Source organism: Pseudoalteromonas sp. L21, assembly GCF_021728035.1.
GTDB lineage: Bacteria > Pseudomonadota > Gammaproteobacteria > Enterobacterales > Alteromonadaceae > Pseudoalteromonas > Pseudoalteromonas arabiensis.
The window spans coordinates 382,937-409,101 of record NZ_JAKKCV010000002.1 but is presented as its reverse complement, the minus strand read 5'-3'; the positions used below and the strand labels follow the sequence as shown (position 1 = coordinate 409,101).

The window sequence follows — 26,165 nt, the reverse complement described above, 5'->3', positions numbered from 1 at the left end:
CATAAAATACACTTAAAGCCGCAATTTTATGAAGAAGTTTCCACCCCAGCACAATGAAAGTACAAACATACATGGCGTTACACGATACCACTGAGCTAAACTCTTTACTGGAGCAACAGGCTCCATTTTATAGCCAGCATTTTAAACTTATTGAGCCACATCAACCTCTCCCCAAAAACTGCCAACCATTATCACAACGATTAAAAAAACCACATTATACAGAATCGCTCATGACTTTTTCTAAGAGCTATCAACAACAGCAACAAGAATCAATCGACCTTAGCGCATTACATTCTATGTGGAGCCAATGGTTTTTCGGCTTTTTACTTCCGCCACTATTAGAGTACGCATTAAAAAGCCAAACAAGTGTATTGCATGCTGCAATGAACCTTAAAAACTGGCATTGGACTTATCATCAAACGGGGCGAGTGGAATGTTTCTATTTAGTACTTAGAGAAGATCAAGTTCAAAGACCGACTGAGTTACCCATCACATTACTAGAACGGTTACTTGTTAAGCTGATAAATCCTATTATAAAACAACTAAGCACCCTGTCGGCGGTGTCAGAAAAGTTATTTTATAGTCATGTTGCGTACTGTTTTTATTGGTATTTATCAGAAATGCCGTTAGCTCAGGAATGTAAACTTAATTTACTAAACCAGTTATTTAGTAAAGACACATTATTACTCGCTAAAGGCGCTACTTTGCCACACCCTTTATGGCGCAAAATTAGACTTAAAAATAGTGAGTACCCGCGTATTATGTGTTGTTTACGGCATAAATTACCTAACACACAAATGTGTACTATTTGCCCATTGCACAAGAATAAACACAAGATCTGTAAAACTGCGATATGAAGGCTCTGTAAAAGAGCCTCTATAGAATAGAATGTTTGAGCAAGGCTTTATTGCTCAAACATAGCCTTATTTAGCCATCAACAATTATGCGAAGCATACGACGAAGAGGTTCGGCCGCGCCCCATAAAAGTTGGTCCCCCACTGTAAATGCACTGATGTATTCTGGACCCATGGCTAACTTACGAATACGGCCTACCGGAATAGACAAGGTGCCCGTTACTTTAACAGGGGTTAAGTCTGTAGCCGTCATGTCGCGGTCGTTTGGAATAACTTTGACCCATTCATTGTGAGAAGCCAGGATCTCTTCCACTTTTTCTACGCTGATATCTTTGCGTAGCTTAATCGTCATTGCTTGTGAGTGACAACGCATTGCACCAATGCGAACACATAAGCCATCAACAGGGATAGGTTGCTGGCTACTACCTAAAATCTTGTTTGCTTCAACTTGTGCTTTCCACTCTTCTTTACTCTGACCGCTTGGCATTGGTACATCAATCCAAGGGATAAGACTACCTGCTAAAGGCACACCAAACTGGTCTTGCGGTAAATCACTTGAGGCGATTTTTTCAGTGACTAATTTATCAATTTCAAGAATTGCCGCGTTTGGATCAGCCAGCTTGTCTGCCACTGTTTCGTGAATTGCACCCATTTGTGCGATTAACTCTTTCATGTTGCGGGCACCAGCACCAGAAGCAGCTTGATACGTCATTGGGCTAACCCATTCAATCAAGTCTTGCTCAAATAAACCACCCAGCGCTAACAACATTAACGATACAGTACAGTTGCCGCCAACATAGGTTTTAACCCCCTGCTCTAAGCCTTGATCTATAACGTCTTTATTCACTGGATCAAGAACAATAATGCTATCGTCACTCATACGCAGTGCAGATGCAGCGTCAATCCAGTAACCTTGCCAACCTGATTCGCGTAATTGCGGGTAAACGGCTTTGGTATAGTCACCGCCTTGGCAAGTCACAATAATATCCATCTTCGCAAGCTCAGCAATATCATTCGCATCTAAAAGCGGCTTAGCAGGGCCCGCAATATCGGGGCCTAATTGACCGGTTTGTGAGGTGGTGAAAAAAGTCGTGTCGATCTTAGAAAAATCATTTTCTTGCTGCATACGCTCTAATAACACAGAGCCAACCATGCCCCGCCAACCGACTAATCCTACTTTTTTCATTGTTTGTTCCACTGTTTGATTCATTCAAATTACCTAAACTGTTAAAAATTAAAGTCCATTGCGTGAGAATTTAATTTTTACAGAAGTAATCTAGCATTGCGGCCCCAGCAAAACTAGTGCTAGTCATAGAATATAAAATTTTTTCATCTTGGCTTAGTAATCTCACCTCAAATACTCAATTTGTTGCTCATACTTTTTCTAGTTCTAGCGAACTCTAGTCACTTACGACGTAAAAACTGAGCTGATTTCTTTATGCAATTAATACAAATGCCATAAACAAGATTCATAATCATTTCGCACTTTGTAGTAGGAAGTACTGTGTATTTTTTATTTTTAAAAAGGAATCAAACAAATGAAAAACCTATACTTTTCTGGTCTAATTGCGGCTTTGCTATCTTGTGGAGTTTCTGCAAATGCTAACGAAATTGATGTGGAGGCGAATACTTCTTTCACACGCTCTACAACCAGTGTCGAGCAAGTGGCGGGTTCTGCAACAAGCCTATCTACTGCAACTTACCTAAACCCAGTGGTTAGAGTAAATAATAGTTATAGAAACTTTTTCGTAGGCTCATTATCTGGCAACCAGTTTTGCAAAGAGCAAGGCCATAAAGAGGAAGTAACAGGAAGTAGCGTAAAATGTGGCGAAGATGAATCTTCTTATGCAGAATACGACTGGTATGATAGCGCATGGGTTTCAAAAAGCACGGGGAGCAAAAACCAGTGTTACCCACTCTATGCAAGCATAAAATGTGGTAATTAGCGTTTAGAAAAGAACCCAGTGCTTTCTGGGTTCTTATCCTGTAATTGTATTTGCAATCTAGCCACTAATTTTTATCTGCCTTTTAAATCCTAAGCTTATTAAAAACGTCTCAATAATAGAATCACTGTCCTGAAAATGATTTTACAAAAGTGATGTCGCTAACTTTGCTAGTTAGCTTAAATAGTTGCTACATAAATCCCTCGACAAAAATAAAAAAGCCCTGCTATTGCAGGGCTAAATCAATGTTAGGATTTATTATTATATCCTTCCTTGGTCAGAGTGAGTTAAAACTCGTAAGAATAACTGATACTTAGCTCTGTGCCTTCATCACGAGAACGCACAATAATATCTGACTGAGTCACTTCTTTATCCTCATTGAGTAAGTTTTGCACTTTGAATTTAACTTTAGAATTAAAATCAGGATACCAAGTATAAACTAAGTCCAATGAATTAAAGGGTTGCTCATAAGCATCATCACGTCCTGCAACGCCTGCAGCAAGTATGCGCTCACCAAATACGTTGTACACTAGCGAAGCACTATGAATACCATCAGGCGAATCATAGTTAAGCTGCATATTAACAACGTATTGTGAGTGACCTGTCATACGCTTTTTAGGATTCGTTAAGTTGCCAGCAAATGCAGGATCTATCGTCGCTTCTGAGTCACTCAGTGTGATATTACCGCTGGTAAATAGACCTTCAGTTACCATTGTAAGATCTTGTAACCACTCAGCTTCTACACCGTATACTTCTGCTGTTTCGCCGTTTACAAAGCTAGCCGAGTAGTCATCATCACCAACTCTTAATACAGTTTCGATTGGTGCTTGGATATCTTTATAGAATGCAGCCACACTAAATGAATTACCCGCCTCACCGTAATATTCATAACGTAAGTCATAGTTCTTAATTGGGCTGCTTTTAAGTCCTACACGCCCAAAAGTACGAATATCAGTGAGTGGGTCAAAGTAAGTGACAGGTACAACTTCACGAAAATCAGGACGTACGACCGTTTCACCATAACCGGCACGAATTTGATAATTTTCACCACCGAGGTAAGTTAATGACAGTGCAGGATACCAATCATCTTCAATAATAGTACCATCTTCGATATTCTCTGGAGACCAAATATTTTGCAGATCGTCACCATCAAAAATTAAACTTGACGTACCAACCGATGTTTGTCGGAACTGCTCATAACGAACACCACCACTTATACGTAACCACTGTTCATAAATAACATCAAATGAGGCGTAGCCTGCATCGATTTTTTGTGCAGCGATATAATCATCGGCATCAGGTGCTGTTGGCTCATTAAAGTCAACTAAGACGCCATTATTATCAATGAATTCGTCAGATAAGTAGCCACTGTTTGCAAGCGGATCATTTGTACCGTCGTTAATCGATATAGGCGAACCTGAGCTGTTATTAATGGTAAAGCTTGACGTGTTATAAACACGGGCTCTATCAGAGAAGTCATAACCAAGCTTAAATTCAATATCCAGAGCATCAAAACTAAGTGGCAGGTTAAAGTTGCCACCATATGACGTCACATGCTCTTCCATGTCTGTATAAGACATGATTACACGGTTGTCATCACCTGTAATTGTCGAACCTGCGTAGTTTCCTTCACTATCGTATTGATCTCTGAATTTGTAGTCCGCATTAGTTGGGATATCTGTTGTTGCTTCAGAACGAGTGTATTGCCAATCAAAGCCAATCCCCCAGTAATCAAGAAAAGTATGTTGGCCTAAAAATTGGCTAACATTTAACTCTCTTTGTTCAAGGTTAAACTCATGATTACGGTTTGCAATGCCATTCCCTGCAATACTAAATGTAGAGCTGCCTGCTGGGCTTTGAGAAATTGACACTTCAGTTTCATCTTCGTTATCGACAATGTATAAATGCTGTGCTGAAATACTGTGCGTTTTATACGAATAACCAATACTACCCGTTAAGTTATAGCGCTCATTTTCAGTAGTAACTGTAGAGTCTTTTAATGTATTGTAACAAGACGAAGCCACATCATCAGCGGTTTTCAATGTCGTTGAACAGTTTTCTAAATCTTCTTGGTCTTGTGTAATAACAGATGAGAACTGTGTTCTAGAATCCCATTCATTGGCATACGCCCCCGAGAGTAAAAAACCAATTTTCCCACCGAAATAAGACTCCTCAAAACTATTACCTAAATGTGCTTTAACACCATATTCAGGATCAATAGAGTCTTTTTCTAACGCATAATTTCGTGGCAACGATTTTAGTAATTGATTGTTAATTGCTGTCGCTTGCTCGGCACGAGTTCCTTGCTCACTATCAACTAATAGATCTCTGTTAACAATATTGCTGACACTGAAGTTACCATGGTATCGCACAATAGCATCTTTTAACGCTTGTGGTATGCCACTATCTGAACCTGAATAGGTATACCCATCATCTGCTGAAGTGTTATACCCTACTCCAAGCTCAACGCCCGCAGTAAACTCTGTTGGAATAGATTTAGTACGAATATCTATGTTACCACCACCAAATGCAGCAGGCATATCTGGTGAGTAGGCCTTCTGTACAGCCATACTTTCAATAATACTCGCAGGGAAGATATCTAATGGTAGTACGTTACGAGTTAAATCAGGGCTTGGGACATATGCACCGTTTAACCGAGCACTGGAATAACGCTCACCTAAACCACGCACATAAATAAACTTACCATCTACGAGTGTTAGGCCAGTAACACGACGAAGTGCTGATGCGGCATCACTATCGCCCGTTCTTGAAAGTTGTTCAGCACCGAGTATATCCGCAACAAAAGCTTGATTTTTTCGTTCTTCAACGACCGCAGCAGCACTACCTTGAAGGCGTGTACCCACAGCAACAACTTCTTCAATTTCGTTATTTTCGAGTTGTTCTTCAGCTGCACTTACATAACTAGTGTGGACAAACAATCCCAGGCCAATTGCGAGTGAAAGTTTACTCAGCCTATGTTGTTTTGACATGATTTACATCCTAATCAGTTTGATAAAAAACAGGCGCCAGTTGCTTTGAAATAAGCATTATGGCGCCTACATTTCATAACTCTAAATGAGCAGGTATTAGTCTTGAGCGGCAGCTGCTAGTGCAGTTTCTACCCATTTGTACCAGCTTGAGCTAGTATCTTGATCAGATACTGCACCGATGTAATCAACCGTTTCGAAAAAGCTATCGTTAAGCATAGATAAGTCATTCGCAGAGATGGTTACATCTGTAGAGGCTGTATTAGTCGCAAACTCATTATCTGCAAATACTGCAACATCATCGGTTAAAATTTCATTGCTAGCACCGTTTTCAAACCATGATGCTTTTGTTTGACCTGCTAAAGGGCCGCCTGCAAATGTGTCTGTATCTGCGAAGTTAGATGAACACGCCATAACTGAACTATTAAATGCAATTTTATCAGCTTGCTTTTCACCATCAGAAGAAAATTCGATACAGCTTGAATCCACTGCATTTTTCTTAAATATCAATGCATTGTATATATTAGCATTAAATTCATCATCAAATTTAAAGGCTTGTGAAGGGTCATCATCACGTACTGATTTTCCATCAGTCGTAATAACCGTGATGTTCGCTAGCGTAGGGTTACTTGGTGCTACTTCAGCAGAAGACTCACCTTTAACACCATCTGACTCAAACCCATTGTTACCCATGTTTGCAACTGTGCCATCAGCAAGCGTTACAGTGCCATGTTTGATAAAGAGGAATTGACCCTTACCTTGCCAACCTGCATCAAAGTCAAATGAATCATCTTGTGTATCAGTCACAACAATATGTTTAATTGTCGCAGCACCACCGAAGAACTCGATACCATCATCAAAGCCTTGGTGAATATGTAAATAATCAAACGCAGAACCTGAACCTACCGCGTTAAGAGTTAGTGAGTTAAGGTCGTCACCTTCACCACCTACTTTAGGGCCTGAACCTGCGTACCAAATTTTAGCCCACTTGATGCTACCACTTGAATCTGCGTTATCATTACCACCAAAGTAACTTGTGATACCCTCAGAAGGTACATTACAGGTGCTTGCAGCGCGCTCTGCATCAGTACATTGGTCAGTAATACCATTACCGTTGATGATGATACCGCCCCAATCAGCGTAACGCGGGCCATTGCCTGTGCTATCGAAACGATCAAACGCATTGGCAGATGTGAAAGTAATAGGTTTAGATTCAGTACCGTTCGCTTGAATTTTAGCGCCACGGGCGATTCGGATTATTGCTTCTCCAGACTGAAAAGCAAGTGTGGCACCTGGCTCTACTGTTAAAGTAGGTCCATTTTGAGGCACTTCAAAACCACTTGTTGTGTCGCCATCTTGACCAATTAATAAAGCATCAGCAAATAAATGAACACCGCCATCAGGGATTTCTTGGAATGTGATATTACTTGTAATTTCTATTGATTTACTTGCGAAAGAATCATTGTAAGTACAATCTTTACCATCGAAAACACCTTGAACAGTACCAGCATCTGACTCATAGCTAGCACATTCAAAATCATCGTTTGAACCATTATCAGTATTGTTGTTTGAGTTATTAGTACTATTATCAGTGTTAGTGCTGTTGTCATTTACCGTTGGTGTGATTTCGATATCGCCGCCACACGCTGTCAGTGTTACTGCAGAAGCAAGCAGGCTGACCTTAAATAAGTCAGATAGTTTCATTATTGTACTCCGTTGAATTTCGATTATTGTTAAGCTTTAAAAAACTAAGACTTAAGATACTGACAGTTTGTGACAGGCGAGTTACATTTTCATAAACATAAAATGACAATGTAATTAACTTTAAAATTAGAGGGTTAAGTAAAATTGAGGAACCGAAAAAAGCCGCCCGAAGGCAGCTTTGGTGTTGCGATTATAAATGAGTTCTTTTGTACGCTTACCTGTTGAATTCGATTTAGAGTAAAGCGGTACGTAGTGTCTCGGCGTGCACTTTTTCACGCTTCACATACTTGATCCATTGCTCAGCTAAACGCTGTGATTTTTTGTGTTTTTCCGCTTGCTCGAACGCTAAAATCGAGGCATCAAAGTTTTGTAAGTTATATTGCGCCATACCTAGAGCTACATACACATTGGATTCAAACTCTAAGCCGCCTTTATCAAGTGCTTTACGCGCTGCATCCGCTGCTTCTTCGTATTTTTCAAGGTTAATGCTCACCTCTGCGATACGTTGTTCGTACTGACCATGCGTTACTAAATCAGCAGCCTTAGCAAAATAAGTAAGCGACTTTTCAGCCTCTTTTGCTTGTACCATAGCCTCGGCTACGAATGCGTAGTTTTTAGCTGACTGCTCGGCAATACCATCTTGCATCGCTTTGCTCATTACACTCGCCGCTTTATAAGCAAGGCCATTGTATAAATACACTTGCGATAATTGGCGTAAATCAGATTTAGATGTTAAAAAGCCTTGCTGATATGCCGCTTCTAAAACCGCTAACTGCTCTTTTTCTGCGCCTGTTTCACCGTACATACCACCTAATTGAACCCAATACTCTGGCTTGTTGTAAAGCTTCACTAAACGCTCAAGTACCTCGACCACTTTGTCAGATTGATTAAGTGAGTAGTACATAGCACGTTGTAAAATTAGCCAGTTTTCTTTTGGCATTTCTCCTTTGCTGTCAGCTTCTGCGATAGCAAGATTAATGTTTTCAATGCCTTTTTGGTAATCTTTAAGCTGATAATAGGCTTGTGATTTTAATACGTAATAAGCATCTGTTTTAGGCTTGTCGTTAATCACATCCCACTGCGCTAAATATTTGATTACCTTTTCGTAATCGCTATTAGCCATTGCAAGTTGCGCTAAGCTAAAGGTGGTGCTTACACGTAATGTTTCTGGAATTGCATCTTCGTTTACTACTTTTTCAAACGAGGCAATTGCTTTATCAAGGTCGTTTTCGTTGTAGTAAATAAAACCGTAGAAATTATGCATCATGGCAATTTCATACGAGTTCATGCTTGAAGAGCGCTCTTGAATACTATCAAGGGCTGCTAACCCTGCTTTTGCATCACCATCATCAGCTAGCTTTTGTGCACGCGCTAATTGGCTATACACTTTTTCGCGCAGTGCAGGTACGCGTTTGGTTTTTTGGTCCTCAGCGTAAGCTGTTGCCAGTGTAACACCGGGTAATAGGCTAACAACGCTTGGCACTACCAAGCTGCTTGTGAAAGCAGCCGCGCAAATCACGGCAACTTTTAAAGGTTTCATAATCGCATTCCTCTTTTTCTAACCGTTAATTTGGAAAGAAATTTTGTTCTGTACGCCCGCTACTTCAACAGCTTCACCGTTAACAACGCGCGGTTTATATTTAAATTTAAGTGCTGCATCCATCGCAGCGCGGTCAAACAGTGACTCAGGTTCAGCTTTCACTACTTTCGGGTCACGCACTGTGCCTTGTTTAGTTACTGTAAACTCAACAATCACATAGCCTTCGATACCACGCGATAAAGCTCGGCGCGGATAAACAGGCGCTACTTTTACAATCGGTAGGTATTCACCGTCACTTGATTCAAGGGCTAAGCCACCGGCTAAGTTTACGTCGGCTTCAACACTGGCACCAAAGTCAAAGTTGGCATTGCTCGCGTTAGGATCACTGTTTTGCATTTGCGGTGATTCCATTGGCGGAGGTGGCTCTTTTGGCGTTGGTGGCTTTTGCGGTTTACGTTCTTTCTTTTGCACCGTCTCTTCTTTTTTCAGACGAACAAAATCAAGTACGTTTCCTTTTACAGGCTCAGACATGGCCCCTTCACCACCGGTGATCAGTGCCTGCATGCCTAAAAACAGCATGACAGTCACGATACCAGCGATGATTAATGCAACTATATAACGCATCGCTCACATTCCTTATGATGCTTCTTGCGCAGCAATCGACACATCAAATGCGCCTGCAGCTCGCGATGCATCCATAACTTTGATAAGTACATCGGTTGTGGCTTTCTTATCTGCTTGAATAACCACGCTACCTTGTGGATTTTCAGCTTTTAAGCGCTCGATATTTGCTTGAACTGCACGAACATCGACTTGGCGCTTGTTAATCCAAATTTCACCCTTGTCAGAAATAGCAACTAAGATGTTGGCACGCTCTTTTTTAACTGCTGTTGCCGCTTCAGGACGGTTTACATCAATACCGGCTTCTTTGACGAATGATGCTGTTACGATAAAGAAGATAAGCATGATGAAAACAACGTCTAGCATTGGCGTCATGTTGATTTCTTCTGCGTCGTCTTCTTGAAATAAGTTACCTAGTGGCGCTCTCATTGTTAGTCTCCTAGTGGGTGATGCTCACATCACCCTAAAATTCGTTTAGTGGTCTAAAACCATGTTGTCTTCAAGTAATTGCACTTCGCGTTTTGCACGACGTTGTAAGAACGTTGATGCGAAAACCCCTGAAAGTGCACCCACCATACCGGCCATTGTTGGGATAGTGGCTTTAGACACCCCTGATGCCATCGAACGTGCACTGCCCGTGCCTGTGATTGCCATTACATCAAATACTTCGATCATGCCGGTTACGGTACCTAACAGACCTAAAAGTGGACATAACGCAACCATTACGTTGATAAGCGCAAGGTTATTATTTAATTGCATGCCAGCGCGTGAAATCATCGCTTGGCGAATTTGCTCTGCGTTCCAGCTGTTACGCTCTGCTCTATTGCTCCAAGTGCTTTTTACGTCTTTCTTGTAGCGTTTAAAGCCACCAAAAAAGTACATAAAACGCTCAAGTATCAATAACCACATCGCGAAGATGAGGACCCCGATGACCAAGAGAACTTGGCCACCTGTGTCGAGGAAATCACGTAGAGCATTGATTGCATCAATCAATAGCACCATGATTTATGCTCCTTTCTCGCTTCGCTCTGCGATGATACCTGCGCTTTGCTCTTGTAAAATCAACAGCATGTTTTTAGAACGCGTGTTAAGAAGTGTGTATAAGAATACTGTTGGGATAGCCACAACCAGACCAAGTACCGTTGTTACAAGTGCCTGAGATATACCACCCGCCATTAGTTTAGGGTCACCTGTACCGAACAAGGTAATTGCTTGGAAGGTGTTAATCATACCGGTTACCGTACCTAGTAGACCAAGTAATGGTGCTACCACAGAGATAATCTTAATTAGCGTCAGGTTACGAGTAATTTTTGGCATTTCACGAATAATTGCTTCGCTTAATTTAAGCTCAAGCGTGTCGTACGCGACATCTGGGTACTGGTCTTTCACTTTCATTACACGACCAAGCGGGTTGTCATCACGTGCCACTGTGTCTTTAAGCTGACGACGGATTTTGCTACCCATAATCATCAGAGATACAAAACGCTCAAGTGCAATTAGTAAAGCGATTAAGCCAACACCTAAGATGATATAACCTACAGTACCACCTTGGTGAACTTGCTCTTCAGTGTCAGGTGCTTGTACTAAAAGACCTAAGATTGAACCGCCAGTTGGGTCAAGTGCGAACGGTACAACACCCGAATTTGCATGTTGAAGATCCGATGCCGTTGCTGTGTAACGGCTGCTTGGCTGACGTGTAAGCTGGCTGATTGTATTTGTAGCAGGTGTGTACTCTAGGTATTTACCATCAGCGATTAAGTTAAATGCACCAACACGCACCACTTCTTTTTGTGCTTTGCTGCCACCTTCAACGATAACATCAGTTGTAAAGCGAGATACTTTACCTTGTTCAGTCATTTCGCGTTGTAATTCAAACCATACTTTTTCGATATCATCAATAGAAGCAAGCTTTGACGTTGAGCCCATTTTTTGTGCCAGCTCATCCATGAAGTTACTGCGACCAGGAAGCTCTGCAGAAACAACAGAGGTCATGAATTTGTTGCTAGAATCGCCCGCGACTTGTTGTAACACACCGAATAGCTCTTTAAGTGAGCCCATGCGGTTTGAAAGTGTTTCGGTTAAGTTAGCTAGTTTTACTTCGTTTTCTTCAAACTGCGTTTCTAAACGCTCCGACTCGTTAAGCATTGCAGTACGTTTTGCTTGTGTGTCTTTAAGCATTTGTACTTGTTCGTTTTGACGCGCCATGAACGCTTGTTCACGTTGTTTATTTTCAGCGCTTTGCTGTGCTTTACCCTGCTCTAATGTTTTTAGTAATGAATCTAAATCCATTGGCTCAGCCGCTAGGCTGCTACCAGCAAAACCAAGGCCAGCTGCAAACACGGCCATTTTTGTCATTTTCGTTAATAATTTCATCTCAAACCTCTTATTCAGCAGCGTGGACTGGCAGTGTTAACATATCTGGGGCAAGTTGCTTACGTGCAATGCGTAAACCTTTATTGATTTGGCTGATTGCAGAATCTGGTAATTCAACAAATGATTTAGTTTGTGTATCCCAGCTGCCTGCTTTTTTGCCGTCGCGTGTTAAATAAATAAGTTCTAAACGACCGATGCGTAAGAAATCTACTTCGCGCTCTTGGCCATCTACATTAAGTAATGATGTGTACGCTTCGATAGTGCGACCGTAATCGACTTCTACTTGATAAGCTTCAAGTAAGCGGCGGAATTTTTCACTTGAGGTGATGTCTGCGCGGTCCATCATTTCTTTTAATGATGCAATACGCTTGCTACGCTCTTCAGTTAAGAAAGGCACGTCGAGAGCAACAAATTGCTCAAGACCTGTGATCATGCGCATCATTAACGGCGTAATTTGACGCTCAATAACCGACACCTGATCCATTGACTCGTTTAACGAGTCCATTTCAGCAATTTGGTTATTTAATTGCTTAGTTAGCTGCGCGTTATAAACAGTTAAGCCATCAATTTCTTTATTAAGGGCTTTAAATTGTTGTAAACGACCTTGCATTGAATCTGCAATCTTGTCGATTTTAGTTTGTGATTGCGCTGCAGAGTTGTTTATTTCGCTGCTTTTATCAATTACTTTATCTAGATCGTTTGCATGTACTGTTGCAGATGCCGCTACAATACCTGCTAAAATCAGTGGTTTAACGCCTTTCATCGCATACACCTTTACTCGTTAAGTTAGCTTAATTTGCTAGTGGGTTTGTTTTAATGTGCGAAAGGATAACGATGAAAAATGACAAGCATGTTGCGCAAAAAATACAAAAATATGACAGCTGTAACAATTAGTTTATATTAGGCTGAAAAGAAAGCGATATTGGTATGAAGTTTAAGAGTTATTCTGTTTAGACTTTACCCCACTCTGAAAAGAAGTAGTGATCTTCAGCTATTAACTTTTATTGAAAAACCTCTTGGTAACTATGTTAAAGCCATTTTTACTACTAAAAAACAATGCTCAACTTCAAATTGAATGATAAGAAAACACAAGCTGAATTAATTTATCTAAGAAGGATTGCTTATGATCCCCAAAAAACTAGCTTATTATCTATCGAAAATTACCTTACTCGATGAGGTTTTAGGATTTATATACTGGGCCTTTGCTATTTACGGTATTTTTCTTATTGCTGGGTACATCAAAAACCAAATAGCTACGATATACGTTATTTTAATTTATATCGTGACAGTAACATTTTTTTATATTTTCTTTTTAAAAAGGTTAAAAAAATATTTTAGGAGGACGTCAGAATGAATATAACTAACTGCTACTTCTAGAAGAACGACCCCTGTGGTTCTTGTTGGCATAAAATACCCACTAAATCTTATTTACAATAGTCCAGCACCGTTTCTGCCTAATCAAGCTGAAGCATTTCTATCCTAAGCAGCTTACCGAAAATGCACTAGAAGTCTGCGAGGAAGATACACTAGGTTTTGCTTTCGAAGATAAACGCGTAATAGTCTTTGAACAATAGCGCCAACTTAAGGTGCAAGCAACACCAAAACCTTGCTTAGACTTCTAGCGTGTAGACGCACATTATTTGCTCTTTATTGGGCACATTCAGCGTGTTTCTAACTCTTCGATTCAACGTTGCCCCTGCACGTTTTACCACCTTTAAACTAGCGGAGTTACTTTCTAAACAATGGAATTCGATGATTTTAACCCCTTGTTCATATGAAAGAGATGGTACAACAATATCCAGTATTTGCCCAATAACACGTTTACCTCTGGCATTGTCAGCAAGCCAATAACCTAATTCACACACTTTAGATTCACGTTCAATTGACTTTACACCAAATACTCCAGAAAATTGACTTTTGAAACATACAGCAAACCATTCTGAACCCTCGATACCACTATTCAACCGGCTTTCAATATAAGAATGAGCACCATCAAGATCTACTACTGTTTTTTCCCAGGGCATGTATTTTGATAGGTTCACTCTGCTTAGCTCAACTGCATTGAGAAGTGCTGAAGCATCTGTAACTTCTAATTTCTTGAGAGTTATATCCGAAGATATGATTCGTTCCATAAATCCTCACTTTGATTTCAGGCATAACACCTTAATAGAGAAAAATTGTTAGCTATAATTTGTAAGGCACACGAACAAGGCTAACTATTTTATCCGCCCATTTAATTTGCCTATTATGTTTCAGTTTTTTGATGAGAAATTAGTATTTTTTCTATATCCTCAATAGCTTTATACTGCTTATCTAGAGCTCCATTAAGAGCGTTTCCCATACCAACTCTGGATAGGTTTTCTATCTCAATAGTACCATCACTTAAAGCTACTCTAATTGATTCAGCTTCAGATTTATATTCGGAAACTAGAACAGCAAGAGCAGACAACTTTGAATTTGTTTTTTCTAACGCTAATTGTTTTTCCGATAACTTGCGAGTTCGAACTATTGCTATAAAAGAAATACATATAGCAATTAGCGCAATAAAAGTATTTACTATTTCATAGTTACTCATAAAACTCCTCCTTGAAACATAACATGCTTATAGCGAGAAAACCTGTCGTTTATCTACTACATTTGAACTCGATTATCACAAAGATATATTAGTAACAAAGTTATTAATCAATTACTACGTATACTAAACACTGACAGAACCCCTTCTTCCTTCAGAAAAATACGCAATAGGGTTGTTTTCTTGACTATTCGAAAGCTTGAACAAAAACATTAATAAAAGCCGTGCTTTAGTATTGTTCAAGTGAAGAATTCAGAAAGTTTTTGAAACATATAATCTAGCAGCTCATGAAAAGTAATTTCGCTGATAGACTAAATTAACGAAAGGACTTTCTGGTAAGTGCTTTGCCAGTCTTGATAATTAACAGGCACTGCATGGTAAGCTCCTTTATCTTCAATAACTAAAGAAGGAAAACCTTGGATAGGCAAACTTCTAACCTCGTTTATTTCATTCACTAGTAAAGAATTTATTTTTTCACTTTGAATTTCTGTAATAAAAGTGTTTTTTGCTAAACCAATTTGCTCGGCAAGGTTGGCAAGCGTGCTTATATCAGATGGGTTTTGTGCATTTAGGTAATAGGCTTTTTGAATTGCATAGAGCATCTCAAGCTCTTTGTTGTATTGCCTTGCAACAAGCACAGCACGGCATGCAGGGTAAGTTGAGCGACGTGGTTGAGTATTCAACCAAAAATCATGATTAAACTTAGTGCCAAGCTGCTGTTCTATACGTTGCCATGTTTGCTGTAAAAATTGCTGCATACCTTCAGGCATTGGTTCATCAGAATCAGGCGCAAGGCCACCCACTTTATATTCAATAGCGAGTTTATCGCCAAGGGCTTCTCTAAGTTTTAACCAGCTTTCTCTATAACCCCAGCACCAACTGCACATAGGGTCATATACATAAATCAGCTTTGCCATTTAGCTCACCTCATGAAAATCAGACACGACCACATTACGCCCTTTTGCTTTGGCTCTATACAAATTATCATCAGCTTGCTTTATGGCTTTACTAAATTGATTACCATGTTCAAGGCTTGCAATACCAATACTGCAAGTAATAGAAATAGACTGGCCAACATCATAAGCTATTTGCTTATTCGATACGTATGCACGTAGCTTTTCAGCAACACCATGGGCTGTTTTCAAACTTGCTTTTGGTAATAGAATCATAAATTCTTCACCGCCATAGCGTGCTTTTATATCTGTGCCACGTAATTTATCGTGAAGCATGGAAGTAAAGGCAATTAAAACCTGGTCGCCAAAGTCATGACCATAGGTGTCATTGAGCACTTTAAAGTTGTCTAAGTCGATTAATAACACAGACATAGGTAAATAACTGTTAGCTTCTGTATCAAGCCTTGGCTGAATGTGTTCATAAATATAACGTCGATTGGCAAGGCCTGTAAGTGGGTCTGTTAATGCATCTCGCTTCTCTATCAATGTAATGTCTGCAATTTTTTGATGGCTCTTTTTTCTAAAGTATTCACTTATCGCAGAAAATAAAATAACCAGTGTAAATGAGGCCAAAAAACGAGAAACTTCAACATCGCCATACTGCACTTGCCCAAAGTTGGGGCCAAATAACATCAGTAAAGTACTGATATACATCACCGCCAATAATGCACTGCCAAACATCAGCCCCAATGTGACATAAGAAACCACAGGGTAAAACATAACCCAATAAAGGGCTGTATTCTCTTTACCTCCAGTGTAGATAAGAGAAATACACAAAAGTAAAACGATCGACATAATAATACTGGCAATTGTCATTAAGTTGCCTGTTTTAAAATAATACAGCAAACACAGTACGATTGTTATATCACTAACAATTAACATCACAGTTAGTGGCATTTCATAAATATGGAAATTAGAAATGACTAATGATGTAATCAATACAAGTGCAAAAAATGCCATTGTAAACAAGGTAAAGGCACGGCGTTGCTTATCCGCCGTGTCAACGGTTTTTGTGGTTACAGCTGCAAGCCAATTTTGATCCAATACAGTATAATTCCGTTGTTAATTAAACTTTAAAGGTTAAAACGAGCTTTTCTAGCTCATAAAACTGTGCTTTAAGTTTCGTGCACTCATTCAAGGTGTTATTTAAGTTATTTTCACCTTGGTTAGACAACTCACTAATTGAGTGAATATCGCTATCGAGGGTTTGTATAACATGATTTTGTTCAGTCGTAGCGTTAGCAACACTGTGATTTACTTCATCTATTGACTCTATAGCATGGGTGACTTCAGACATTTTTTCGCCCGCAACATTGGCTTGTGCCACACTTTTTTCACTGTCTTTTATACTCGCAGTCATTACTTCTACTGCCGAGGCTGAACCCTGCTGAAGCTGCGAAATCATCTCTTCAATTTCTTGCGTCGATTGTTGCGTACGATGTGCTAACTGACGCACTTCATCTGCTACAACGGCAAAGCCTCGCCCTGCTTCACCGGCTCTGGCAGCTTCAATCGCAGCATTAAGTGCCAGTAAATTAGTTTGCTCACTCACCCCTTTAATCACTTCAAGGATCTGACCAATACTTACGGTATGCGCATCTAGGCTGTTGATTGTTTTTTGTGCTTGTTCCATATTGCGTGAAAGTGCATTTATCGCAGCAAGGTTATCTGCCAGTGCAGCCTGACTTTGAAGCGATTGGTTATTAGCACGTGTAGCAAGTGCTGATGCATGACTTGCACTGTTGGATATTTCCACCGCACTTGAAGTAAGCTCGTTAATTGCGGTTGCCACGTTATCAGTACGTTTAGTTTGGTCTGCGTACATAGCTAATGTGCCTTGAGTCTGGTTAACCAAGCTTTCTACTAGGCGCTCTAACTCTACCGTGGTGTTTTTAACTTGCTCGATAGAGCCATGAATTTTTTCAATAAAAGCATTAAAGTAGTGACTTAGTTCACCAAACTCATCGTTGTTTTCAACTTCGAGGCGGCGGGTCAAGTCCCCTTCACCTTGAGCAATATCTTTAATGGCATCGTTTAAACGCTGCATTGGGCGCATTAAATAACGAAGTAAGAACTGCATCATTAGCACAATGGCGGCGATACCGATTAACATATAAATGGCCGCCATGTTTCTAAATGAGGCCACCGATGAGTAAGCAATTTCTTCGTTGATCACCACGCCTAAATACCAGTCAACGTTTTGAATTCCTTTAATTTTAGTGAACGACACGAGTTTTTCTAAACCACCAACTTGCACTTCAACAAACTCAGATTGTAAAGACAGACTTTTACCAAATAAATCGCGCATGTTCTTATCGTTAAATTTTGTGTCTGGGTGGCTTAATATGCGCCCTTCACTGTCGAGTAAAAATCCATAACCAAACCCTAAAAAGTCAATTTCGTTAACGATCTTTGTAATAGTTTTCATATCGATATCGGCACCTGCAACCCCACTAAAAACACCATTGGCTTGCATAGGGGCAACAGCAGAAATAGTTAGCTCGTTAGTGGTTACATCAATATAAGGGGCAGTAAACGCGGTGTTTGTTTTGTTTTCAACAAGCTTGTACCACGGACGAGTCGTAGCATCGTAATCAGGTGGTAATACAACTGATTGGTCATTCAAAACAAAGGTACCATCGGTAATACCAATGTAGGTGTTTTTAAAATCGCCTGCTTTATCCGCTGTGTTTAGCTGTGTCAGTGTTAGGCTTTTACTATCTCCTAACTGATAAGTTTCGGCAACAGATGAAACAATAGCCAGCTTCGCGTTTAGCCAATTTGCTATATTTTGCGATACCGATTGAGAAATCTCTTGAAGAACGAGCGAAAGCTGCTCCTGCGTTTGGCTACGCATAGAGATGAAATTGTTAATGGTAAATAAACCGAGCACTATCACTAAAACCAGTGATGCAGCCACAGTTACCTTGGTGGTAAATTTAAGAGTGCTTTGCATGACAAACCTGTTTGTTATTTTTTTCGTTGTTAGCTATTTATTTTTAACAAATTAAAACCACTTTGTCTTATAAATTTAGGCTAAAACAGTAAAAACGTCCCAATTTAAAGTAAACGCTTTCTATATAAATCAATTACTTTGTTAACGGCAGGCAGCTTTGCTACTAAAGTTAATAAATGAAATATGTTCAAATTAACAGTTGGAACGTTCCTACTGGCAACGCAACATTTGCATCTTGAATACGTATTCATTAAGCAGTTGTATCATGTAAATTTACTTATTAAGTATTCATTAGGCACAAAAAACCCCGCAACATTGCGCGGGGTATTCCATCATTAAAAGTGATTATGCAATACGCTTTTTCCAGCTATCAGCTAAGCGAACCACGTTTAGTCCATACCAAGCAATAAATGCGTAGCAGACTACAGGAACGAAGAAGCTCTGTTGAATACTCACAGTGTCGGCAACAACACCCTGTACTAATGGTACAAGTGCACCACCAACGATGGCTAAACATAACCAGCCCGAGCCTTTACTCGTCAGTGAACCCAAGCTTTCGATTGCAACTGAGAAGATTGTTGGGAACATAATTGAGTTAAATAAACCAATTGCCAGTACAGAATAAAGCGCCACATTACCTTCAGTGAAAATAGTCACGAGCAATAATACAATTACCATCATTGCATTAAAAAATAATGCTTTTGAAGGGGCCACTTTTTGTAGTGCCGCAGAGCCAATAAAGCGACCTACCATTGCACCGCCCCAGTAGTAAGCAATCAAGCTTGCCGCTGCATGCTCTTCAAGGCCTGCAATGTGTGCTTCACCAAAATAGTTAACTAAGAAGCTACCAATTGATACCTCAGCACCCACATAACAAAAAATCCCCACAACACCCATTATTAAATGTGGCGCTTCTTTAAGGCTGTGATTTTTTGCTTTGCAGTCTTGCTCTTCTGAATGCTCAGAAATCACTGGTAATTTAAAAAATGCAAATACTACTGCAATTGTTAAAAGCGCTGCAGCTAACATCAGATATGGGACTTTTACAGACTCAGCTGTTGCAGCATTCGCAGCTAATGTGCCCGCTGTACCGAAGAATAAAATCCCCCCTACATAAGGGCCAACAGTGGTACCTAATGAGTTAAGCGCTTGCGCTAAGTTTAGACGTGATGACGCGGTTTTTTCTGGACCTAGCGCAACAACATAAGGGTTAGCTGATACTTGTAATACCGTAATACCCGAGGCTAACACAAATAATGCACCTAAAAATAACCAGTACTCATGCACAACGACTGCTGGGTAAAATAACATACAGCCAATTGAGGCCACTACAAGGCCTGTTAGTACGCCATTTTTATAACCAAGCTTTTTCACCAACATACCCGCAGGTAATGACACAATAAAATAAGCACCAAAAAAGCAAAACTGAACCAGCATCGCTTCTGTATAAGTTAAGTCGAACACCCCTTTTAAGCGTGGGATCAACACATCATTTAGAACTGTGATAAAGCCCCATAAAAAGAACAGGGTTGTCATTGCCGTCAGTGGTAGCAGATAGTTTTTATTTTGCTGCGAGCCATCGGCGACAAACGATTGGTTTGTATTAATTTCACTCACGTGGTTTTCACTCCGTTAACAAGTTGCGTTCGATTCTACACATTGATGTAAAAATAGCACAAGGATTTAATAGGAACGTTCCAATTATTAAATTTCCTGCTATGATTGTATTATCTTAAATATTTAGCTGGAGAAGATGTGCAAACCGTCAACTTCAAATCGCTGCCTTTTTTACAACAGCACATAAAAGATACGCTTGCTTTTTATCATCCTCATTGTGTTGATCACGCTTCAAACGGTGCGGGTGGCTTTTACCAGTATTTTAAAAATGATGGTGAGGTTTATAACAAACACACTCGCCATTTAGTATCTAGTACTCGCTTTGTGTTCAACTATGCAATGGCTTATATCGAGTTTAAAAACCCAGACTACCTAACACTGACAAAACATGGTCTAGATCATCTTGAAAATGTTCATAAACAACTCTCGGGTGGCTACGCATGGCTGTTAGAACAAGACGATGCCGGTTGCATCACTATTTTAGATGATACTAACCACTGTTATGGACTTGCATTTGTGTTACTTGCTAATGCAGTTGCTCTAAAGGCAGGAATATCTGAATGTGAGCAAACAATATCGCGAGTTTGGGATTTACTCGAAAAACATTACTTTGAACAACATCACAACGCGTATTTAGACGAGCGAACAGGTGACTTGAGTCAAGCAGATAGCTACCGTGGTCAAAACGCCAATATGCATTTATGCGAAGCTTTTTTGATGTGTTTTGAAGCAACGAATAACGCCCGCTATTTAGCACGAGCCAAGCTACTTGCAGAAACCTTTACAGTTAAACTGGCTGGAAATAGCCGACAATTTATTTGGGAGCATTATTCTCACGACTGGCAACTCGATCTTGATTATAACAAGAATGATCCTAAACACTTATTTAGGCCGTGGGGATTTCAGCCAGGTCATCAAACTGAATGGGCTAAACTGTTACTGATTTTAAATCGCCACATTGATGAGCCTTGGCTCGTTGAACGTGCCAAAAGTTTGTTTGATAAAACACTTACTGTTGCATGGGATAATCAGTATGGTGGTATATTTTATGGTTTTTCTCCAGATAAACAAATATGTGATAGCGATAAATATTTTTGGGTTCAAGCCGAGTCGTTAGCCGCAGCAGCCCTACTCGCTGATGCCACAAATGATGAAACCTATTGGCAATGGTACGAAAAGATTTGGCAGTACAGCTGGCAACATATGGTCGACCATAAGTACGGTGCTTGGTATCGAATTTTATCTGTCGATAACCGACCTTATAGCGATGAAAAATCCCCCGCAGGTAAAACCGACTATCATACAATGGGTGCCTGTTACGAAGTTTTAAGAACGATTAGATTGAGGAATGCAAAATGAGTTTAGTGTGTTTTGGCGAAGCATTAATTGACTTTCTATCAGATGGCAAACAGCCTGAGTCATTTACCAAATACGCCGGTGGTGCCCCTGCAAACGTGTCGGTGGCTGCTGCTAAACTCGGTTTAAAAACAAGCTTTTGTGGTATGTTAGGCGATGACATGTTCGGCCATTTTATAAAAGATGAACTGACCCAACATGGCGTAAATACCCAGTATTGCCAATTTACCGATGCAGCAAAAACAGCCCTTGCATTTGTTTCATTAGATGAAAGCGGTGAACGCTCGTTTAGTTTCTACAGGCCCCCTGCCGCAGACTTGCTCTATCGGGTTGATGATTTTGAACATAGCATGTTTTCTGAACACGCCATCATGCATGTATGCAGCAATAGCTTAACGGAACATAACATCTATCAAACAACTATTTATGGCCTAACACAAGCCAAAAAAGCGGGTGCTATTTGTAGCTTTGATATGAACCTACGTGAGAATTTATGGCCAAGCATGCGTCATACACTTGATCGTATTTGGCATGTCATATCGCTCTCAGATATTGTGAAACTTTCACATGAAGAACTGGAATTTTTAAATAACCGCAGTCACAAAGACCAACCATTCGAGCACACTATTAAAACCATTTTAAAAGCTGGGGTTAGCTGTTTGTTGGTGACCAATGGTGGCGAAGCTATTCGATATTACCATGCTGATTTTACAGGTGAAGTCACTCCACCAGCCACCAAGGTTGTTGATACCACAGCCGCAGGCGATGCATTTATTGGTGGTATGCTGGCTAAAATTGGCCAGTATTGCCCCAATAAACAGAGTTTTAAAGAATACTGCCAAACCCAAAGCAATATCGAAGAGACGATTGCTTACGCAGCTAAAGCAGGTGCTTTTGCAGTCAGTCGCTATGGCGCATTTGCGTCATTGCCAAGTGCAAATGACTTATAATTATGAACACGGCTTTTAAAGCCGTGTTCTTTATCGCATCACTGCTCTTTTTTACATTTATCAATGATAGGTAGATAACGCAGTACTTTCATGTTTGGGTCAATAACGACATGATCAGCTTCTTTTAATGTGATACGCAGCTCTCCTTTATCCATTTGGTATATTTTCTCTATGCCATTTATCGAAATAGGAACTGGCATTGGGAAACGTTCAGCTGCAATTTGTGGATGTTGCCAGCTCAATATTAACGTATCGCCGTTATATGTTTCTTTTAATACAGGTAATTCAGCCTGCTTAAGATACATATTAAAAAACCATTGATAGTCTTTTTTGGTTAAACGATTAATTATGGCAATAAACTCGTTTGTATTACGATAACGAGGTGCAATTGGGTATGTTAATGACGCTGTGTTATTCACACCATAAAGAAGCTCTCGTGTTGCTTGCCAAAATACGTCTTCACCCACAAGCCAGCGAAGAGTGTGTAATGTCCAACCACCTTTGCCATATATATCGGAGTTAAACGCTTGGTCTGATGTAATTTGTCCATCAAGTACCACTGGTTCACAGTTTTTCAGCCCAAGGTAAGCTGAGTACATGCTGTGGTTATACGCTGCGTCACCAAATTTATATAAGCTGTAACTGGGTTGCATGTAAAAACCAAACCCCTCATGCAGCCATGCATCATTGAGCTTTTCATGGGTCATTAAGTTGCCAAACCATTCATGAGCCAGCTCATGTTGCAGTAACCAATCATAACCATTTGGATCACGCTTGTATTTTTTACCATACGCGTTGACTGTTTGGTGTTCCATGCCTAAGTGTGGCGTCTCAACAAAACCTAACTTTTCACCGCCCCATGGGTATGGACCAAGCATCTTTTCAAAAAACGTAACCTGCTGGCGTAAATCATTTTCGATAAGCTCTCGTGCTTTTTGCTCATTTTTTTTGAGAGACCAGAATTCGATAGGTACAGTCGCGCCATTCACACTGGTGTAATCCGTTTGAATACGCGTGTAAGGGCCAATATTAAGTGCAATGTTATAATCACTGGCAGGCACCGATAACAACCAATCAAACTGTTGTTTATTGCCCCCAACTGGCTTCACTTCTTGTAATACGCCATTAGTCACCGCACTCAGCCCTTGCGGTACTGTTAGACGAATGCGCATACTGTCTGCTTTGTCTGCAAAATGGTCTTTACATGGCCAGAATAAGTCGCAACCTTCTCCTTGCACAGCGGTTGCTATCCAAGGTTCACCTTGCTCTGTTTTTGAAAATACGAACCCGCCATCCCAAGGGGCATTTTTAGCTATATGAGGAAACCCTTGATAGGCTACAGCAACACTTACCATGCTACCTTTTGCTTGTTGCTCACCTAAGTCAACACGAATTACACCGCCATCTCGCTCATATTTGAGAACCTCGCCTTTTGAGCTCACCTCATTAATTGTAAAACGGCTATCCAATTTTAATTCTACAAATTGAGTGGCTGCCAGCAGTTTAAACTCTGTAGTAGCAATACCTTTAATACGTTTATTATCAGGAAATACCTCAAGTGCCAAATCGTAGTGCTTAACATCACTTTTAAGTGCAATCGCCGATAACGCTTGCCCTGTATCACCAATAACAGGATCTAACGCAATAGGTTTTGAACTACACGCGGCTAGCACAGCCGATGCTACGAGCGTAGTGGCTACTTTAAAAAATTGATTTACGTGCAAAATACTTTTTCCTTATCGTTATTTTTATTGATTTAAAATGACATGAGCAATTATTTATTACTAAGATTTGCGATGAAATTCAGACCTATATTCAAAACAGATAGAGGTGATGCTCTGGATATGTAGAGTATCTAAACCTAGGACTTTTAACGGTAATCGTGGTATGTTTTTCAGCGTATCTAATTATTAAAAAGGAATTTATGCTATGAATAGCAAACTTCTTGCAGGAGGCGCAGTCGCTATTGTCGCTGGCGCGTTCCTCTATTCACAAAGTAATACAAGCATTAATGTAGAGTTGTCGCAACTTCAGCATGTCCCTGCCGACACGCCAATTTTTTACGGTCAATTAAAACCATTTCCGTATGCTAAATACTTTGAGCTTATGCCGAGTGCAATGAAAGGCGGCAACGATTTAACGCCCGTTGTTGCTCAGCTAAGAACGAGTGGCGATCCAAATGCCCTCTTTATTGCAGCGCTTTTAGAAAAGTACCAAACATCGTTAACGTCATATGACACGTTCAAGTCTACATGGGGGTTCAGCGATGACTCTATGGGGCTGTTTTACAGCCAAGGATTAATGCCGATATTTCGTATTAAAGTGGGTGAGCAAACCGCACTCTTAAATAGTATTAAAGAGTCTGCTGATGAAGCGGGTATTGCCTACTCTGATGAATCTTCACAAGGTGTCACGTACACACAATTTGCACTCACTTTTGATGGTATCGATGATATTCATCTGATTGCATCTGCAACAGATAATTGGGTAACACTCACTTTGAGTAGTCCCTTAACAAACGAGCAAGACTTACGAATTGCTTTAGGGGTTGAAAAGCCTGTTAAATCATTAGCAGATACCGATAAACTGGCAACGCTTATCAATACTTTTTCATTGGATGGAAATTCTGTAGGCTATGTTGATCATCAACGGATTGCTAACGCCCTTACTGGTAAAGAAAACTCTCGCTTACATCAAATGCTAAAAGAGTTACTTAATAAAGCCCAGCAAGGCAATGCATTAGCGGCTATTTCAACCCCTGAATGTCAAGATGACATCGCCAGCATTGCCGCTAAATGGCCTGCAACTGTGTCGGGGACGACAAAAACACGTATCACTACTGATTACGCCAACTTTGATGTAAAAGCTGTACTGCAAAGCACAGATCAAGACTTACTAAATACTCTACAAGCAATACGTGGCTTCGTGCCAAAACACACTACACAACTTGACGGTCAAGTTTTAAGTGTTGCCTATGGTGTTGATGTCGCAAAAGTAATGCCGCTTGCCAATACACTAACGGGTGCAATTAAGTCAGCTGAGTTTAACTGTGGCCCAATTGTCGCACTACAAAATGAAATGCAAGATGTGAGCACCGCTGGGCTTGCCATGATGTCGGGCTTTGCAAATGGTGTGCAAGGCATGAGTGTGAGCGTTCAGGATGCTGCATTTACTATTGATGACTACCAAGGGCCACAAATTGATAAGCTTGATGCTATCGTTACCCTATCAGCTACCGATGCCCATGGTTTGTATTCGATTGCGCAAGGTTTTGTCCCACCACTTGCCAATATAAAACTGCCTGCCAATGGTGATGCGGTGCTGATCAACGAATACATTCCCTCACCAGTGCCACTTAACTTTGATATTAAAATGGCGCTAAAGGGCAATCATATCGTGATTTTCACTGGTGATAAATCAGCACAGATTGCCGGTACTCTAGAGTCGCAAAGTGTCACTAAAAATGGCTTTGTGAACATGGCATTTGACGTTCAAAAAATTCTTTTACCTTTGCTCGATAGCGTTGCAGCAACCGGTCAATTAAGTGATGAGGAAATGGCTGAACTTGATTCACTACGTCATCAACCTGTTAGTGTTTATTTTTCCACCGACATCACTGATAACGGTATTAACATGGAAAGTAATGTACAAATCACAAAAGAGTGATTAATTTAATTAAATACACAAAGAGCGCAATTTAGCGCTCTTTTTTTACACTCTCTTTCAGTACTATAAACCC

General features: G+C 40.3%; 21 protein-coding genes. 5 read left to right on the top strand and 16 right to left on the bottom strand.

Annotated features, from left to right (window positions below; translation table 11 throughout):
• Nucleotides 1-71: 71 nt before the first annotated feature.
• Entirely contained in the window at nucleotides 72-857 is a 786-nt protein-coding gene (fhuF, locus tag L3V41_RS07010; RefSeq protein ID WP_237127424.1) for a siderophore-iron reductase FhuF, read from the top strand.
• Nucleotides 858-927: 70 nt separating this feature from the next.
• Here the strand turns inward: fhuF and asd are convergent, their stop codons facing one another.
• Nucleotides 928-2,064: an aspartate-semialdehyde dehydrogenase gene (gene asd / locus L3V41_RS07005; RefSeq protein ID WP_062568026.1), complete on the bottom strand. Its 1,137-nt coding sequence runs from the start codon at nucleotides 2,062-2,064 to the stop codon at nucleotides 928-930.
• 328 nt (nucleotides 2,065-2,392) lie between these two features.
• Between asd and L3V41_RS07000 the strand changes: the two genes are divergently transcribed.
• Nucleotides 2,393-2,800, top strand: coding sequence for a hypothetical protein (locus tag L3V41_RS07000; protein ID WP_237127423.1), 408 nt, complete (start codon nucleotides 2,393-2,395; stop codon nucleotides 2,798-2,800).
• Nucleotides 2,801-3,084: 284 nt separating this feature from the next.
• Here the strand turns inward: L3V41_RS07000 and L3V41_RS06995 are convergent, their stop codons facing one another.
• From L3V41_RS06995 to L3V41_RS06930, 14 genes are all read right to left on the bottom strand, one after another.
• Entirely contained in the window at nucleotides 3,085-5,787 is a 2,703-nt protein-coding gene (locus tag L3V41_RS06995) for a TonB-dependent receptor (RefSeq protein ID WP_062568028.1), read from the bottom strand.
• A 96-nt stretch (nucleotides 5,788-5,883) separates the two neighbouring features.
• A complete protein-coding gene (locus tag L3V41_RS06990; RefSeq protein WP_237127422.1) occupies nucleotides 5,884-7,488 on the bottom strand; it encodes a hypothetical protein in 1,605 nt (534 codons plus the stop codon).
• Between the two features lie 232 nt (nucleotides 7,489-7,720).
• Nucleotides 7,721-9,028, bottom strand: coding sequence for a tetratricopeptide repeat protein (locus L3V41_RS06985; protein WP_237127421.1), 1,308 nt, complete (start codon nucleotides 9,026-9,028; stop codon nucleotides 7,721-7,723).
• Nucleotides 9,029-9,046: 18 nt separating this feature from the next.
• Nucleotides 9,047-9,652, bottom strand: a complete 606-nt coding sequence (locus L3V41_RS06980; protein ID WP_062568031.1) for an energy transducer TonB — start codon at nucleotides 9,650-9,652, stop codon at nucleotides 9,047-9,049.
• Nucleotides 9,653-9,664: 12 nt separating this feature from the next.
• The gene (locus tag L3V41_RS06975) at nucleotides 9,665-10,078 is read right to left on the bottom strand and encodes a biopolymer transporter ExbD (protein ID WP_036971869.1); all 414 of its coding nucleotides are present in this window, start codon (nucleotides 10,076-10,078) and stop codon (nucleotides 9,665-9,667) included.
• Nucleotides 10,079-10,123: 45 nt separating this feature from the next.
• Entirely contained in the window at nucleotides 10,124-10,651 is a 528-nt protein-coding gene (locus L3V41_RS06970; protein ID WP_054552070.1) for a MotA/TolQ/ExbB proton channel family protein, read from the bottom strand.
• A 3-nt stretch (nucleotides 10,652-10,654) separates the two neighbouring features.
• Entirely contained in the window at nucleotides 10,655-12,022 is a 1,368-nt protein-coding gene (locus L3V41_RS06965) for a MotA/TolQ/ExbB proton channel family protein (RefSeq protein WP_237127420.1), read from the bottom strand.
• Nucleotides 12,023-12,032: 10 nt separating this feature from the next.
• On the bottom strand, nucleotides 12,033-12,785 hold the full coding sequence (locus L3V41_RS06960; protein WP_237127419.1) for a DUF3450 domain-containing protein: 753 nt from the start codon (nucleotides 12,783-12,785) through the stop codon (nucleotides 12,033-12,035).
• An 847-nt stretch (nucleotides 12,786-13,632) separates the two neighbouring features.
• Complete coding sequence (locus L3V41_RS06955; RefSeq protein ID WP_237127418.1) at nucleotides 13,633-14,154, bottom strand: GNAT family N-acetyltransferase; 522 nt, start codon at nucleotides 14,152-14,154, stop codon at nucleotides 13,633-13,635.
• Nucleotides 14,155-14,267: 113 nt separating this feature from the next.
• Nucleotides 14,268-14,597: a hypothetical protein gene (locus L3V41_RS06950; protein WP_237127417.1), complete on the bottom strand. Its 330-nt coding sequence runs from the start codon at nucleotides 14,595-14,597 to the stop codon at nucleotides 14,268-14,270.
• 308 nt (nucleotides 14,598-14,905) lie between these two features.
• Nucleotides 14,906-15,511, bottom strand: coding sequence for a DsbA family protein (locus tag L3V41_RS06945; RefSeq protein ID WP_237127416.1), 606 nt, complete (start codon nucleotides 15,509-15,511; stop codon nucleotides 14,906-14,908).
• Complete coding sequence (locus tag L3V41_RS06940; RefSeq protein WP_237115657.1) at nucleotides 15,512-16,591, bottom strand: GGDEF domain-containing protein; 1,080 nt, start codon at nucleotides 16,589-16,591, stop codon at nucleotides 15,512-15,514.
• Between the two features lie 22 nt (nucleotides 16,592-16,613).
• Nucleotides 16,614-18,503: a methyl-accepting chemotaxis protein gene (locus tag L3V41_RS06935; protein WP_237127415.1), complete on the bottom strand. Its 1,890-nt coding sequence runs from the start codon at nucleotides 18,501-18,503 to the stop codon at nucleotides 16,614-16,616.
• Nucleotides 18,504-18,848: 345 nt separating this feature from the next.
• The gene (locus L3V41_RS06930; RefSeq protein ID WP_237115658.1) at nucleotides 18,849-20,120 is read right to left on the bottom strand and encodes a sugar MFS transporter; all 1,272 of its coding nucleotides are present in this window, start codon (nucleotides 20,118-20,120) and stop codon (nucleotides 18,849-18,851) included.
• A gap of 138 nt (nucleotides 20,121-20,258) precedes the next feature.
• On the opposite strand from L3V41_RS06930, the gene L3V41_RS06925 reads away from it, so the two are divergent.
• Together L3V41_RS06925 and L3V41_RS06920 are read left to right on the top strand one after the other, a co-directional pair.
• A complete protein-coding gene (locus L3V41_RS06925; RefSeq protein ID WP_237127414.1) occupies nucleotides 20,259-21,479 on the top strand; it encodes an AGE family epimerase/isomerase in 1,221 nt (406 codons plus the stop codon).
• Nucleotides 21,476-22,426, top strand: coding sequence for a carbohydrate kinase (locus L3V41_RS06920; RefSeq protein ID WP_237127413.1), 951 nt, complete (start codon nucleotides 21,476-21,478; stop codon nucleotides 22,424-22,426). The genes L3V41_RS06925 and L3V41_RS06920 overlap by 4 nt, the downstream gene beginning before the upstream one ends.
• A 38-nt stretch (nucleotides 22,427-22,464) precedes the next feature.
• Here L3V41_RS06920 and L3V41_RS06915 read toward each other — a convergent pair whose 3' ends face one another.
• Complete coding sequence (locus L3V41_RS06915; RefSeq protein ID WP_237127412.1) at nucleotides 22,465-24,150, bottom strand: M1 family metallopeptidase; 1,686 nt, start codon at nucleotides 24,148-24,150, stop codon at nucleotides 22,465-22,467.
• A 205-nt stretch (nucleotides 24,151-24,355) separates the two neighbouring features.
• Between L3V41_RS06915 and L3V41_RS06910 the strand changes: the two genes are divergently transcribed.
• The gene (locus tag L3V41_RS06910) at nucleotides 24,356-26,092 is read left to right on the top strand and encodes a hypothetical protein (RefSeq protein ID WP_237127411.1); all 1,737 of its coding nucleotides are present in this window, start codon (nucleotides 24,356-24,358) and stop codon (nucleotides 26,090-26,092) included.
• Nucleotides 26,093-26,165 lie beyond the last annotated feature (73 nt).